Annotated in this window: 11 protein-coding genes and 1 other annotated feature; of the genes, 8 read left to right on the forward strand and 3 right to left on the reverse strand. The window is 41.0% G+C overall.

Going from position 1 to position 15869, the window contains the following annotated elements:
* The 3 genes from NXG62_RS12800 to NXG62_RS12810 all read left to right on the forward strand — a co-directional run bounded on the left by NXG62_RS12800 (position 1) and on the right by NXG62_RS12810 (position 6061).
* Positions 1 to 1089, forward strand: a complete 1089-nt coding sequence (locus tag NXG62_RS12800; protein WP_427112807.1) for an iron-containing alcohol dehydrogenase family protein — start codon at positions 1 to 3, stop codon at positions 1087 to 1089.
* A gap of 157 nt (positions 1090 to 1246) precedes the next feature.
* On the forward strand, positions 1247 to 3679 hold the full coding sequence (locus tag NXG62_RS12805) for a DUF3656 domain-containing U32 family peptidase (RefSeq protein ID WP_427112808.1): 2433 nt from the start codon (positions 1247 to 1249) through the stop codon (positions 3677 to 3679).
* A gap of 18 nt (positions 3680 to 3697) precedes the next feature.
* Complete coding sequence (locus NXG62_RS12810; protein ID WP_427112809.1) at positions 3698 to 6061, forward strand: endonuclease MutS2; 2364 nt, start codon at positions 3698 to 3700, stop codon at positions 6059 to 6061.
* Between the two features lie 65 nt (positions 6062 to 6126).
* On the opposite strand, the gene NXG62_RS12815 is transcribed toward NXG62_RS12810, so the two are convergent.
* Positions 6127 to 6849 carry an NAD-dependent protein deacylase gene (locus tag NXG62_RS12815; protein WP_427112810.1) on the reverse strand — a complete coding sequence of 241 codons (723 nt, stop codon included), beginning with the start codon at positions 6847 to 6849 and terminating at the stop codon, positions 6127 to 6129.
* A gap of 399 nt (positions 6850 to 7248) precedes the next feature.
* On the opposite strand from NXG62_RS12815, the gene ileS reads away from it, so the two are divergent.
* A complete protein-coding gene (ileS, locus tag NXG62_RS12820; RefSeq protein ID WP_427112812.1) occupies positions 7249 to 10050 on the forward strand; it encodes an isoleucine--tRNA ligase in 2802 nt (933 codons plus the stop codon).
* A 129-nt stretch (positions 10051 to 10179) separates the two neighbouring features.
* Here the strand turns inward: ileS and NXG62_RS12825 are convergent, their stop codons facing one another.
* Positions 10180 to 10386 carry a DUF1858 domain-containing protein gene (locus NXG62_RS12825; RefSeq protein ID WP_091648459.1) on the reverse strand — a complete coding sequence of 69 codons (207 nt, stop codon included), beginning with the start codon at positions 10384 to 10386 and terminating at the stop codon, positions 10180 to 10182.
* 174 nt (positions 10387 to 10560) lie between these two features.
* Positions 10561 to 11862: a purple acid phosphatase family protein gene (locus NXG62_RS12830; protein ID WP_427112813.1), complete on the reverse strand. Its 1302-nt coding sequence runs from the start codon at positions 11860 to 11862 to the stop codon at positions 10561 to 10563.
* A 205-nt stretch (positions 11863 to 12067) separates the two neighbouring features.
* Positions 12068 to 12291 (forward strand) — a binding site (T-box leader).
* A gap of 51 nt (positions 12292 to 12342) precedes the next feature.
* On the opposite strand from NXG62_RS12830, the gene trpS reads away from it, so the two are divergent.
* From trpS to NXG62_RS12850, 4 genes are all read left to right on the forward strand, one after another.
* A complete protein-coding gene (trpS, locus tag NXG62_RS12835) occupies positions 12343 to 13326 on the forward strand; it encodes a tryptophan--tRNA ligase (protein WP_427112814.1) in 984 nt (327 codons plus the stop codon).
* Positions 13327 to 13342: 16 nt separating this feature from the next.
* A complete protein-coding gene (gene yfbR / locus NXG62_RS12840; protein WP_427112815.1) occupies positions 13343 to 13921 on the forward strand; it encodes a 5'-deoxynucleotidase in 579 nt (192 codons plus the stop codon).
* Between the two features lie 153 nt (positions 13922 to 14074).
* A complete protein-coding gene (locus tag NXG62_RS12845) occupies positions 14075 to 14482 on the forward strand; it encodes a hypothetical protein (RefSeq protein ID WP_427112816.1) in 408 nt (135 codons plus the stop codon).
* 26 nt (positions 14483 to 14508) lie between these two features.
* Positions 14509 to 15816: an NfeD family protein gene (locus NXG62_RS12850; protein ID WP_427112817.1), complete on the forward strand. Its 1308-nt coding sequence runs from the start codon at positions 14509 to 14511 to the stop codon at positions 15814 to 15816.
* Positions 15817 to 15869 lie beyond the last annotated feature (53 nt).

A 15869-nucleotide genomic window follows, 5' to 3' on the forward strand; every position in this document is an offset into this window, starting at 1 on the left:
ATGTTTACATACGAAATGCCAACTAAATTGTTTTTTGGGAAAAATTGTATTGCACAATCAGGAGATTGTTTGGCGCAGCTGGGTAAAAAAGCATTACTTGTTACGGGATACCATTCAGCTAAAATTAACGGTTCACAGCGGGCTGTACTTGATAAGCTGCAACAGTTAGGGATTTCTTGGGTTATTTTTGATGAAGTCGAAAACAACCCTTCTATTCTTACGGTACGCCGGGCGGCTGCTTTTGCTAAGACCGAACAGGTTGATTTTGTTATTGCTGTCGGCGGCGGTTCTCCCATGGATGCAGGGAAGGTTATCGCTTTACTATGTACGAATGAGATTGATGACGTACAGTTGTTCGGCGGACCATATAAAAAACCGCTGCCTATTGTTGCGGTACCTACGACATCGGGCACCGGCAGCGAAGTAACCAAGGCGGCTATATTGACGAATCCCCATGCCGGGACGAAGCAATCTGTCACGGACCCGCTGCTTTTTCCATCTATGGCTTTTGTCGATCCTACATTTACGATGGGGATATCCCCTGTCGTCACTATTGATACGGCAATTGATGCATTATCACATGCCGTTGAAGGGTATATGTCCAATAATTCGACCCCTGTCAGTGATGTATGGGCGGAAGAGGCTATGCATTTTATGGGACCGCATTTGACGGAATTAGGAAGTGACGTATCTTACGCTGCTCGTGAAGATCTGATGTATGCTTCAACATTAGCAGGTATTGTCATTGCTCAGAGCGGTACGACTCTCATTCATGGAATGGGATATCAGCTGACATATTATAAAGGATTTACTCATGGACGGGCGAATGGCATGCTGTTTCCTTCATACATGTCTCTCATGACAGAAACAATGCCTGATAAAGTGGAACGAATATGGGACATTCTTCATCTTGACGGATTGGATGAGTTTACAAACATAATGAACAAGCTCATGCCTGATACGATTCAATTAACAGAAGAAGATATTGATTTTTATACAAAGCTGACGATGCCGACACGAGCTGTCCGGGCAACCGCATATAATGTTACAGCGGATGTTATAGCTTCTATTTATCGGCAATTGAGATAAGCGCAGGAACAGCATGTGTGAAAAACTGAGAAAAAGTAATCATAATTTAAAATAGCTGCATGTTTTAAAAATATTAAACGGGGAATAAGGGTTTAGTAGAAAATGTAAAAGCAGCAGGAAAAATAATAATTAATGGACATAGCATGCAGGAGGAATTATGACAGAATTATTAGCACCGGCAGGATCATTGGATACAGTACTGACTGCCATTGATGCCGGAGCAGATGCGGTATATTTGGGTGGAAAGTCATTTAATGCCCGAAAATTTGCACATAATCTTGATGAGGAAGAATTAGATAGAGCGGTGCGGACGGCGCATCTTTTTGCTGTTAAAGTATATATTACAGTTAATATTCTTATTGCTGATACAGAGCTAAAAGAAGTTGCAGTCTATTTAAAAAAATTAGACGCGCTCCATGTGGATGGCATCATTGTACAGGATTTAGCCATTGCCGCATGGGTTCAAAAGGTAGTCCCCAATTTGCCGTTGCATGGGAGTACGCAGCTTACTGTTGCGGATTTGAATGGAGTACGATTTTTGGAAAGTCTTGGATTTACACAGGTTGTTTTAGCGCGTGAGCTATCTATACAAGAAATACGATACATATGTCATCGTGCAAAAGCTGCTATTGAGGTATTTATACACGGAGCATCCTGCATGTCGTATTCGGGGCAATGTTTAATGAGCAGCTTTATCGGTGGACGAAGTGGTAATCGCGGAGCCTGTGCACAACCCTGTCGTCTCCCATATCAATTGGTTGAGGAGGGCGGTGTACCGGTAACGGAACCGGAAACGTACGTATTGAGCCTTAAAGATTTGAGCAGTGTTTCTGTTATTCAGGAACTCATAGATGCAGGCGTTTCTTCTTTTAAGATTGAAGGACGCATGAAAGGGAATGGATATGTGCGTTCTGTTGTGGGTGCCTATCGTATGGTCATGGATACTTGTATCCATGACTCCTCGCAGGAGCGGCAGCATATATTGGAAAAAGCCGAGCATATTTTAGCGGAGAGTTTTAATCGAATGTATCAGCATGATTTTTTAACGGATACAGTGGAAAGGAATACTATTACTGAAAAAAGCGCAGGCAACACAGGGCGTCACATGGGAAAAATCCTGAAATGCCAGGAAGGTATTGCTGAAGCTAAATTGACTGAGCCTTTGCATATGGGAGATTTCATTAAAATTACAGCAGCAGACGGACGGGAATGTTTTGATGAAATATCAGCGATTATTGCTGATAAGGAATATCCGAGTACTTCATATACAGTGAAATTACGTTGTAAAGAAGGATTTTCAGGCGAAATATATCGACTAGCCCGGAAAGAAGATAGAAAAACAAAAACGGTGGAGATGAATCGTAAAATTCCCCTTTATTTTCACGTAGATGTAACGGAAGGGAATCAATTACGTCTTACTGCATGGGATGAAGCGGGACATGTGGCAGAAGAAGTATCTGCATATGTTGTTCAAAAGGCGGTAAAACATCCAGCTGACCGAGAGTGGATTTATACGCAGTTGAATCGCTTGGGCGGAACCTTTTTTTCTGTTGCCGGGGTTACGGTTTGGAATCAATCGTATATGATACCGGCAAGTATTCTCAATACCTTGCGCCGGGAAGCTGCCGCGGTTGTGGAACAGAAAATTTTGACAGAGTATCATCGACCAGCAGCGGGAAAGACAGCAATACGTCCTGATGGTACTACCAAGTACCGGAAAGTAAAACAAAAAGAGCTCGTTGTGCGTTGTGATTCGTTAGAAGGTATTACGGCAGCATTGCACAATGGGGCTGACCGCATTGTGTACGGAGGCGAGTCATATACTCATACAGCTTTTGGATTTTCTCAGTGGAAACAAGCGGTTGATATGGTTCATAATACCGGTGCGTCTATTTGGGCAGCCTCTCCGCGGATATTACGGCAGCGGGATGAAGTGTATGTTAGAAAAGAATTGCAGATAGCAGTTTCTTGTGGTGCAGATGGTATTTATGCCGGGGCACTGGGTATTCTTGCAATGGCTAAGGAAGAATTGTGGACGGTCCCTATTGCGGGAGATTGGTCTTTAAATACCTTCAATGCCCATGCAGCAGATCTTTTGCGTCTTTATGGATGTAGCAGTTTAACACTTTCAACAGAACTTATGCTCAGACAGATAAAGAAAATTATTTCTGTATGTCTGTCGTTACCTATTGAGATTTTAGTAGAAGGGCGGTTGGAAATGATGGTGACTGAATTTTGTTCCCTGGCGGCTTTTAACGGTTCAGGAGTAAAAAGACGATGTGCTGCTATGTGCAGTCATAAAAAATATTATCTTAAAGATCGTATAGGAGAGCAGTTTCCTATTGTCACTGATTCATATTGCCGCAATCATCTTTTAAATAATCGAGATCTGGACATGGCCCCGTACTACTCTCAATTAATGCAATGTGGTATTTCCCGGTTTCGGATCGAAGGCAGGGGACGCTCTTCTGCATGGATTGCGGCACAGACGCAGCGATATCGATGTCTTATAGATGATACAGAACACATGTTGTTAAATAAAGAAGACAGCAGTGTTACACGAGGGCATTTTTTTCACGGAATTATATAAGTATAGGAGTACCAGGTTATGAATAAAAGAAGTATGCGGATTTTGGGGTTTTATCAAATTCAATCCATGCTGGTGAAATTAGCTCCATCCCGGTTGTCTAAAGAAGCGGCAAGGCATTTAACACCTTCCGGTGATGCCGCTGTGATTGAAGAAAGCCTCAGGGATACAGAGGAAGCGGTAACTTGTTTGCAACGGGAAGCATCATCGCCCTTTGGCGGCATTGTTGATATACGGCCGACTCTTGAAAAAGCATGCCGTGAAATCACGTTAGATTCTCAAGAGTGTATTGATATTTGGAATAATATACGGTGTTATGAACATGTTAAAATTTTTTTTGCGGGAAAAGAAAAAGACTATCCGCAATTGGTAAAAAAAACACAGTCTATTATGGATTTTTCAGTATTGGAACATAAAATAGCGGCTGTTTTTGATGAAAATCATCAAATTCGGGACAATGCTTCGCCGGAACTCCTTCATCTGAGAAATCGTATTGTTGAACTGGAACGGCAGACAAAACGGTATATGCAAAGCGTACTGCAAAATAAGGAATATCAAAAGTACTTTCAAGATATTCTGATTACAGTACGGAACAATCGATATGTTGTGCCTATTAAGCAAGAATACAGGCATGTATTCCCCGGGATTGTTCACGATATGTCGGCCAGCGGTTCGACACTATATATTGAACCGCTGGCTATCGTGAATGCCAATAACGATTTGCAGCAAGCACGTATGGGGGAAACTAAGGAAATAGAACGTATTTTTAAACGACTTACGACCATTGCGGCAGATCAATATGAAGATCTCATGAATAGCACGATGTGTGTAGGGCAATTGGAGTTTATTTTTGCTAAAGCACAGTTAGCTATTCAGATGAAAGCTTGTCGTCCTGCGGTTTCAAAAAAAAAGCAAGTGCGTCTTCTCCATGCCCGGCATCCGCTGATTGCGCCGGATGTAGTTGTCCCTAATACCCTTATTATTGGCGGTGAATATAGAATTTTGCTGATTACGGGTTCCAATACCGGTGGTAAAACCGTAGCGATGAAGACCTTAGGACTTTTAGTTCTCATGTACCAAGCCGGATTGTTTTTACCGGTAGGAGAAAATTCGGAATTACCCATCTTTCGTGATGTTTTTGTTGACATTGGGGATGAGCAGGATATTTCTCAAAATCTGAGTACCTTTTCCAGTCACATGAAACAGCTTATTTATATTTTAAAACATTGCAGCACGGAAGACCTGATTCTTGCCGATGAACTGGGTTCCGGCACTGATCCGGCAGAAGGAAGTGCGATTGCTATTGCCGTGCTTCAGTCTTTATATGATAAAGGTGCTTGTGTTATGGTGACGACACATTACAATGATTTAAAGAATTTTGCGTACAATACAGAGGGAATTGAAAATGGGCATGTTGAGTTTGATGTGCAGACATTGCAGCCTACATATAAACTTCGCATAGGATCGGCAGGAAGTAGTCATGCTTTTAGCATTAGTGAAAAACTAGGCATGCCTGTGGAAATTTTAAATAAAGCAAGGGAACTGCGCAGCCAGGCTCAGGATGTTGATATGGAAGCTATTTTAACGAAGCTGAATACACAATCCAAGCAGATGGATGAAAAACAGGCGGAACTGGAGCAGCGGCTGCAGCGTGTAAGAAAATTAGAGGATGATTTACGCAGAGAAAAAGATAAAGTATCTTCAAAACGACAAGATATTGTCGATTCCAGCCGACGTGATGCGATGGAATTAAAACGTAAACTCCGCATTGAGGCGGAGTCTATTATCCGTGAATTGAAACAGCAGTTTCGCGAAACTACAGATCGGGAAAAAGCAAAGGCTATCGAACAGGCACGACGATCTATTCAGCAAATTTCTCTTCCTGACAAGGAAAAAACGAAGCGTAATCCTATTGATGTGAAAACACTGCAGGTTGGACAACGTGTATTTATTAATTCGCTTGATGGATTGGGAACGGTAATGTCAATAAAAGGGAAAAAACTTACTGTTTCCGTGAAAGGAATAACTGTTCGTGTAGAAAGTAAAGATATCAGTGCTCCGTATTATGATGAAATAAAACGAGAACAACGGGAAGAAAAAAAAGCGGCGGCCGTATCTTCTTATCGTCCGATCCGTATCGATACGGTGGCAGCGGAAATCAATGTTATTGGAAAAACAGGGAGCGAAGCGATACCGGAGGTTGAAAAATTTCTTGATCAAGCACTGGCGGCAGGGTTTAGTCCTGTCCGGATTATTCATGGTAAAGGAAGCGGTGCCTTGAGACGGCAGATTCATGATTTTCTTGATCATCAGCCGTTTATTTCATCGTATAAACTGGATGATGCAGAAGGCGGCGGCGCAGGGGTAACGCTTGTGTTTTTTTAAAAATAAAGTCCTGTACAGACTGAATTTTTCTGTACAGGACTTTATTTTTAAGGTAGTCTATGCTTTCATACTGTAATGTGTTGGAATACTTCACCAATAGGGGCATGGATAACTAAATCGGCTCGATCGTCCATACTGGTCGAAGATTTGTTGATTAGTACGAGTTTACGGCCGCTGTAATAACTTACAAGGCCGGCAGCTGGATAAACAACTAAGGAGGTACCGCCAATTATCAACATGTCGGCATGACTGATATAATACAATGATTTTTCAATAACGGCATCATCAAGCCCCTCTTCATACAGTACGACATCTGGCTTAATAGGTCCGCCGCAGGCATCGCATTTGGGGATACCGGCAGCAGAAGCCATATAGTGAGCATTAAAAAATTTATGGCAGTGCAGACAATAATTGCGATGGACACTACCATGTAATTCCAATACGTTTGTACTGCCGGCTTGTTGATGCAGACCATCAATGTTTTGTGTAATGATGGCCTTTAGTTTGCCAGCTTTTTCTAGTTCCGCTAATTTTATATGAGCCATGTTAGGCTTTGCATCAAGGCAAAGCATTTTATCATGATAAAAGCGAAAGAATTCTTCAGGATTATCCATATAAAACGAATGGCTTAAAATTGTTTCGGGGCGGTATTTATACGTTTGATTATATAATCCGTCGACGCTTCGAAAGTCAGGAATGCCGCTTTCGGTGGAAACACCGGCTCCACCGAAAAAAACGATATTATTAGAATGTTTGACTAAATCTGCAAATGTATCAATGACTGTCATGATAAAGCCTCCTTTTGATACTTATATTTTACTGATAACAGCGCAATTTTGCAATAAATATAAAACAGAATGTTTATCGATAGGTATTGACAAAGGGCTTTTTTAAATATAAAATACCTCTATGTACAAATACATATTTTATATGGAAAAGCAATGAAAAAGACGGCTTATACCAGCACTCCTTTTCAGCGAATCGGGGATAGTGAGAGCCCGGAGAGGCAGCGGTATAAGCAGATCACTTTAGAGCTGTGGTTGTGAGCCAGCCGCCGGGTTGCGTCGTTATAGGCATTGAGAGTGGCCGTTATGCGGTCAATAGGGTGGTACCGCGGTGATTAACGTCTTCGTCCCTTTGGGGATGAAGGCGTTATTTTGTTTTATTTATTTAGAGGAGGCAACAATATGGATTACGGTAAGACTTTGCATTTGCCTGAAACAGAATTCCCCATGCGTGGCAATTTGCCGAAAAGGGAACCGGATTTTCTTAAATTTTGGCAGGAACATGCTATTTATGAAAAACGTTTGCAAAAGAGAGAAGGAGCGCCTAAGTTTATTCTTCATGATGGACCTCCGTACGCTAACGGTCAGCTGCATATTGGTCATGCCTTGAATAAAGTACTCAAGGATATAATTATGAAATATAAGACCCAGAACGGGTATTACACAAAATACGTTCCTGGCTGGGATACGCATGGACTGCCTATTGAACATGCAGTTATTAAAAATACAGGGTTGAATCGGCATGAAATGGCACCGCTCGATCTGCGTGCGCGCTGCAAGGAATATGCTCTGAAATGTGTTAATGAACAACGTAAAGATTTTATCCGTTTCGGTGTTTTAGGAGATTGGGAACATCCCTATCTTACCTTGATGCCTCATGTTGAAGTAGAACAAATCGGCGTGTTTGGTGAAATGGCTAAAAAAGGATATATATATAAGGGGTTAAAAACCGTATATTGGTGTCCTCATTGCGAAACAGCTCTGGCTGAAGCGGAAATAGAATATAAGGAAATCAAGTCCTTTTCTCTTTATGTAAAATTTCCTGCAGTAGATCTTACTTGTCATATGCCGAAAAATGCTGATCCCGATAAAGTGTACGCTGTTATTTGGACGACAACCCCTTGGACAATTCCTGCTAATGTAGCGATTTGTGCTAATGAAAATTTTGAATATGTCTGGGTCAAGGCTGGTGAAGAATATTACCTTATGGCTAAAGATCTTGTAGATGAAACAATGAAGGCAGGAAAAATTGAGAAATATGAAGTGCTGCCGGATGTCATAGAAGGGAAACGGTTGGAAGGCCTTGTATTCCAGCATCCTCTTTATGAAGCACGCAAGGTTCCCATTGTCTTAGGAGAACATGTTACATTGGAAGCGGGGACAGGTCTCGTACATACGGCTCCCGATCATGGGGTTGATGATTTTAATGTTTGCATGAAATATTCTGCGTGGGGATTGAAACCGCTTGGTACAGTAGGACCCGATGGCTGTTATACGGACAAAGTTCCGGAGTATCAGGGGAAATTTGCTTTTGATATGAATGTGCCGATTATTAAACGGTTAGCGGAATTGGGTGTATTATTCGCTAAGGGCTCGCTGCGTCATCAATATGCACATTGCTGGCGCTGTAAAAATCCGATTATATACAGAGCAACTGAACAATGGTTTTCTTCTGTAGATGGGTATCGGCAGAAAGCATTGGAAGCAATCGACCACGTAAAATGGATACCATCATGGGGACATGACCGGATTTATAATATGATTCGCGACCGCGGTGACTGGTGCATTTCCCGGCAGCGTGTATGGGGCGTGCCGATTCCTATTTTTTACTGCCAGCAATGTGGCAAACCAATTATTAATGATGATACGATCAAGCATTTGCAAAAATTGTTTGCTGTAGAAGGTTCCGATGCATGGTGGCGTCATAACGAAAAAGAATTATTACCGGATGGGTTTACTTGTCCAGAGTGTGGCGGTACAGAATTTAAAAAAGAAACCGATATTATGGATGTGTGGTTTGACAGCGGATGTACGCATCAAGGGGTACTCTGCACGGATCCTAAACTTGATTATCCCTGTGAAATGTATCTTGAAGGCTCGGATCAGCATCGGGGCTGGTTTAATTCCTCACTGCTGACATCTGTTGCTATTAATGGATATGCTCCGTATAAAGCTGTTTTGACTCATGGTTTTACTGTTGATGGTGAAGGTAAAAAAATGAGTAAATCTGTGGGAAATACGGTTGCGCCACAGGAAATAATTGATCAATTTGGTGCAGATGTTATGCGGCTTTGGGTGTCATCAGCAGATTATCAGGGCGATATTCGGTTGTCCCCGAAAATTTTGAAACAACTCAGTGAAGTATATCGTAAAATCCGTAATACATTCCGATTCCTTTTGGGGAATTTGGCTGATTTTGATCCGACAGTTCATTCTGTTGATTATGAAAATATGACAGAGTTGGATAAATGGGCATTGCTTCGGATGGAACAAGTATATGAAACGGTGACGGAAGCATATGAAAATTATCAATTTCATGTGATGTATCATGCGATACATAATTTTTGTACTGTGGATTTAAGTTCCATTTATCTTGATATTATCAAAGATCGCTTGTATGCAGAAAAAGACGATGCGCTTATTCGGCGAAGTGCGCAGACAGTAATGTATCGGATACTTGATACACTAGTTAAAATTGTTTCTCCTGTGTTGTCCTTTACCGCGGAAGAAGTTTGGATGTATATGCCAAAAATAGCGGGTAAGGAAGAAAGTGTACTGCTGACAGATTGGCCGAAAGCACATAAAGAGTATCTGGATGCTGATTTGGAATTGCGTTGGAATAAATTGTTGTCTTTGCGCAGCGATATGACTCGTATTCTTGAAGGAGCCCGTAAGGATCATACTATTGGGCATTCTCTGGATGCAGCGGTTACGATTTATGCAGATGGGGAAGATTATGCTTTCCTTAGTCAATGGAGCGATAAGCTGGCTATTCTTCTCATCGTCAGTGAAGTGAAATTAGTGGAAGGAACTGATTTGGCACCTGAACAAGCTGCTGCCGGTGAAGATCATACAGATATCCGTGTCATTGTAACTCCATCTACCCATGAAAAATGTGAACGTTGCTGGATACACCGTGATACCGTAGGGACAGATCAAAAACACCCGACTCTTTGTGCGCGTTGTGCTTCCGTAGTAAAGTAGTATCAGGAGATACTGCAGTTATTCTTGGCAAGGATTACATAAAAGTCCAGAAATATTGATCCATAAAAAAAACTACTTTTACACCCTGTGTAAAAGTAGTTTTTTGAAATTCGTGTTTAAGTAAATTGCCTATTTAGGCTGTGAAATACATTCATTAAGGTCGGCAATTAAAGCATCTACATCAATACCGTGAGCGCCTGCGCCTTGACCGATGGTTTCAAAATGAGCGGCCATGCAGCCGATACAACCGAGACCATAAGCCTGAAAAATTTCGATGATTTGTGGATATTTCTGAACAGCTTCAATAATACCCGTATCCTTCGTAATAACTGGCATGGTAAATTCCTCCTTGTCTTTTCATATCCAATTGTTTTAAAAGAACAATGGAACAATTTTTATTATATCATAGAAAGTACCCTATTCCAATATGTTTTAAAGATTGAAATAGGGGCTTTTTATACAGCCGGGGTAGAACACTGCGATAATGTATTATTATATTTCGCCTTGCTTTTATTTATTGATTGATATCGCATCTATTTTTTGGCCGTTTGGAAGATAAGAGGAAAATGTCAGTGTATGTTCGCCTGCTTCCATTGTTAGATAATTATCCGTTTCCGGTTGAGGGGCGATTACTTCATCCAAGGAGTGCTGCTTCCACAGTTCAGGATAGCGAACATTTCCTGCTACACCCGTAAGAATATACAGTGGTCCTGTATTATCGCGCTGGAAATTACGGATATGGCCACGGTTGCGGTATGTGTGCAGATGTGCGGAAAGAACAACATCAATATTGTACGCATCGAAGAGCGGCATAAATTCTTTTCCTTCTGCAGAAAATCCTTCTGTACGGGGCTGCGGGCGGTTTTGAAAAGCATATTGCAGTGGATCTTTATGCATCAAAACAATTTTCCATTTTTTGTTTGTGTGGGCCATGTCTGTTTTAAACCAATTGATTTCATCCTCTAGCAGATGCGGCTGAAATTGTGACATCTCCGTAATTTGAGTGTTAAGGACGACGAAATGGATATTGCCATAGTCAAAAGAATAAAATTGATTCTGATAGAGATCGGGTACTGCATTTGGGACGTTGAACATATGAAGATACACTGTCGGCATACGAACTTTCCAATTTTGGTCATATGTTTCATGATTCCCCATAACCGGAGCGATAGGAATAGCGGAAATTATGTTTTCGACAGCTTCAAACCATAAATTCCACTGAGTATGATCTTCGCCATTGTCTACAAGATCTCCCATATTTATAAAAAATTGAGCATCTCGATTTGCGCTCCATGCGGCTTGTGCGGTATCGCGCCATACATCATAATTACTGGATTGAGAATCAGGAAAAATAAGGACTTTAAAAGTATTTCCTGAAGCCAGTGAAAGGGGAAGCCATTCACTGCGTTTTTTATCGTATCCGACACGATATTCATAACGTGAGCCAGCGGTCAGGTGACTAAGTTCGGCAGCATGTATGTAAGTCGTTGTTTTGTCATCATTAAAAATTTCATTAGAAGCCGGCATTGTTAGAATCGTGTCCGTGTTTTTTTGACGATATTCTATGACTGCATTTTTTTCGGCTAAATCGGATTGCCACATGATAGTTCGTGAAGTGGTACTGTCAACTGTAATAACTTGACGGATATTAAAAGCATCAACTTTGTCAGTGAGTTGATACTGTGCAGCTACTGATTGGGTAACTCTGGCCGCCTGCCTGCTTATCGACCATACATTGGGGACTAAGACATAAAGGATGATACAAATAAAAAACAGTATAAACGGTATACCTAGTTTTATATATTTTTTCATAAAAATCTCCTATGGAATGGATTTAATAATTAATTATACCATATCACTTAGATTATACTCCAAGTCAAGAATAAAAAAATATTTTCGGCATTATTGTTAAAAAAATAAATAGGATGCTGTTTGTAATGAAGTGAGGAGTCGGGCATATGCAATAGTTATCCTTGACAGAGAGAAGGTATCGTGATAGAGTAAAACCAGTTAAAATAAGAAGTCTATGAACGGGAAGAGTACTATTGCAGACGCCTTGGCAGCGAACCGATGGCAGTGAAAGTTCGGTATGAGCGGGCAGTGGGAATGGACCCGGGAGATGTGGTCCGAATGCTGAAGTAGGCACCACCGGTTTTGCTTTCACCGTTATTGGAAAGTATTTGAGCCGGGCTGTATGCCAACCAGGGTGGTACCGCGGAAATCTTTCCTTTCGTCCCTTTTTTTAAGGGGTGAAAGGATTTTTTGTTTATATATTACAGGGAGGAATTAGATATGTCCATTATTTTTTCCGGCATTCAGCCGAGTGGTAATCTTACATTAGGTAATTATTTAGGTGCCTTGCGCAACTTTTCGAAAGTTCAGAAGGATAATGAATGTTATTATTGTGTAGTTAATCAACATGCTATCACAGTTCCGCAGGATCCGAAGATGCTTCACGAACGGACACGTACACTGGCGGCCATTTATATTGCTTCCGGGCTTGATCCTGATAAATCTACTCTTTTTGTTCAGTCGGAAGTACCTGAGCATGTACAGTTAGGCTGGATTATGACTTGCAGTTCTTATGTAGGAGAACTGGAACGGATGACGCAATATAAAGATAAATCTGCTAAACAAGGGGATTCTATTCCGGCAGGCCTTTTGACATATCCTCCTCTGATGGCAGCTGATATTTTGCTTTATCAAACGAATCTGGTCCCCGTTGGTGATGATCAGAAGCAGCACATGGAAATTACTCGTGATTTGGCACAGCGATTCAATCGTATATATGGAGATGTATTTACTGTTCCGGATATTCTTCTTGGTCATGATGGGACTAGGGTCATGAGTCTCCAGGAACCTACAAAAAAAATGAGTAAATCTGATGATAACCAGGCCGCAACTATTTATTTGCTTGATGTGCCAAAGGATATAGAAAAGAAAATTAAACGTGCACAAACAGACAGTGAAAATTCTGTTCATTATGATGTAAAAAATAAACCGGGTATCTCTAATTTGATGGATATATTGGCAGCCGTTACAGAACAAACTCATGATCAAATTACAGCTGTGTATGCTGATAAAGGATATGGTACTTTCAAAAAGGACGTTGCGGATGCGGTTGTTTCTGTGTTGGAGCCTATTCAGCAACGGTATACACAATTGATTCATGATCCGGAATTAGATAAAATTTTGGAAAAAGGTGCTGTCAAAGCCCATGCAAAAGCTAATGTAACGTATCAAAATGTTTGTAAAGCGATAGGCTTATATCGATAAGTGACGAGGTCTTTATATGAGTTGTTTTTTTGCTATATTAGCCCGCATGAAGTTTATCCGCCGCTGGGGACTCATGCGCAATGTACAAGATGAAAATATTCAAGAACATGCACTGCAGACTGCGATGATCGCCTATCATCTTTGTCTCCTGCATAATCAGGGAAATGACATGAAGGTAGATGCAAAACAGGCAGCTGTGTTAGCTATGTATCATGATGCGGTCGAAGTTTATACCGGAGATATGCCGACACCAGTGAAATATTTTAATTCAAAAATGCGAAGTACTTACGGAGAAGTAGAAAAAATGGCACAAGACCGTCTGCTTTTAACCTTGCCGAAGGAACTGCGGTCAGCATATGAACCGCTTATAAAAAATGCAGAGCAGGATCCTGTGTGGATATATGTAAAAGCAGCAGATACCTTGAGTGCGTATCTCAAGTGCATGCAGGAAAAAAATGCGGGAAACTATGAATTTGATCAAGCATTGCATACGATTGAGGAAAAGTTGAAAGGGTTACATATGCCGGAAGTGGATATTTTTTTAAAGGAATATGCACCGGCTTTTGTACTTACAATTGATGAAATTAATGCTTAATTACTACTATTTTCTGCTAAGAATAGGATAAGAAAGTCATTTTTAGCATTCATTTTGCTGGAAATGACTTTTTTGATTTTTCACTATAGACAAAGTATAGTATAATGTAATATACATAGGATTAACTTAATGATACTTGTTGGAGGGTTCAAAATGACACTGAGTTTGTTTTGGTCCAGATATATCTTAGAATTACATGAACAACACGTTCGTCCGATTGATGAATTTTATATGTACCTTATTGCCCGCGAAAAATGGAACTGGTTTTTAAATAAAATTCCTGAATCGGAACAAATACAGATTTTACGGGGACATAATCATGGTGTTGATGTATGGACATGTCGTGAGTGGCTGAATCATATGCTGGAATGGATAAAGGAAAATAAGCCTCATAATATTTATGAGTCTGTGGTTGATAAAATTCATATCATTGAAGATAAACCTATTAAAGAATTAGAGAAAAGTGCAGTTCGTACCATTTCAGAGGAAGAATTGGAAAAACTGAAACAAGTAGGTTATTTTCACGGCATTTCCCATACGAGAACGCTTGAACACAAATAGAAGTAATGATGATGGGAGGTGAAGGAATGGGTATATTATCTCGTTTACATGTCATTGTTCTATGTTTGCTTGCTGCCGTATGTTTTATTGTTGCACAACCTGTATCAGCAGGTAGCCAAGATATCCGAGTGATTGCCATTGAAGGGGAGATTAATGCCGGTCAAGTTGCGTTAGTCCGCAGAGGCTTAACGGATGCCCAAGAACAAGGGGATCGTGCTGTTATAGTTCAGATCAATACGTTGGGAGGGCGTGTGGATAGTGCGTTGAAAATTCGTGACATGCTGCAGAATACGACAATACCGACGATTGCTTATATAGATGCTCGTGCGTGGTCAGCAGGGGCCTTGATTGCGATTTCCTGCCGGCATATTGTTATGGCACCGGGGAGTAGTATTGGCGCGGCAGAACCTATTCCCGATACGGAAAAAAACATTGCCGCTTTAAAATCGGAATTTGCGGCAACGGCATCTCATATGGGTCATAATCCGCGGTTGGTAGAAGCTATGGTTGATAAAACTAAAGGCTATCCGGATTATGCGGAAGCCGGTCAGATATTGGCGTTGTCAGAAGACCAGGCGAAACAGCTTAATCTGTCTGAAGCTACTGTCTCTTCGATTGAAGGAGTACAACATCAATTTAGCCTTGACAATATGAATGTTGTATATGTGGAACGTAATTGGAAAGATACTATTGCCGGATTTCTTCAAAATGATTATGTACGGACACTTTTTGTCGGTCTTATTTTAGCGGCGGTTCTTGCGGAAATCAAGATGGCCGGCATGGGGGTAGGCATTATTACCGCCATTGTACTGGGTGTATTGTTAATGTATTCTGGTGATGATACGATAGATAATGATTTAAAAGTTATTGGTGCCTTTATTGCCAGTCTTGTCCTTATTGCGATGGAACTGGCTACGCCTGGAGTTGGTATTTTTGGCATTGTTGGAATTGTGTTGCTTTTCGGCAGTCTTTTTTATATGTTAGGGGCCAGTCTTTCAGCAGCGTATATTATTGCCGGAGGAATTATCATTGCAGCTATCTTGTTTTACTTCGTAGGGCGCAGGCTGCCTAAAAGCAGGCTTATTGCTAAATTAGCACTGACGACCCGGTCAACTAAGGATAAGGGATATACGTCTCAAGCAGATAAAAGTGCATATCTGGACAAACGGGGACAGACGATTACGATTTTGCGGCCGTCAGGTACTGTGCGCATCGGTACAGAACGTGTGGATGCCGTCTCTGATGGTGGTTTTATTAATCGCGGTGTTGAGGTTCGCGTTATTAAAGTAGAGGGAACACGTATTGTTGTTGAACCAGTAAAACGTAATAATTAATGTTTCTGAAATCAAGAAGATAATTAAAAAGTGTATTATTTATATATGAAGGA

It is taken from the genome of Megasphaera sueciensis (assembly GCF_050219315.1).
Lineage (GTDB): Bacteria > Bacillota > Negativicutes > Veillonellales > Megasphaeraceae > Megasphaera_A > Megasphaera_A sueciensis.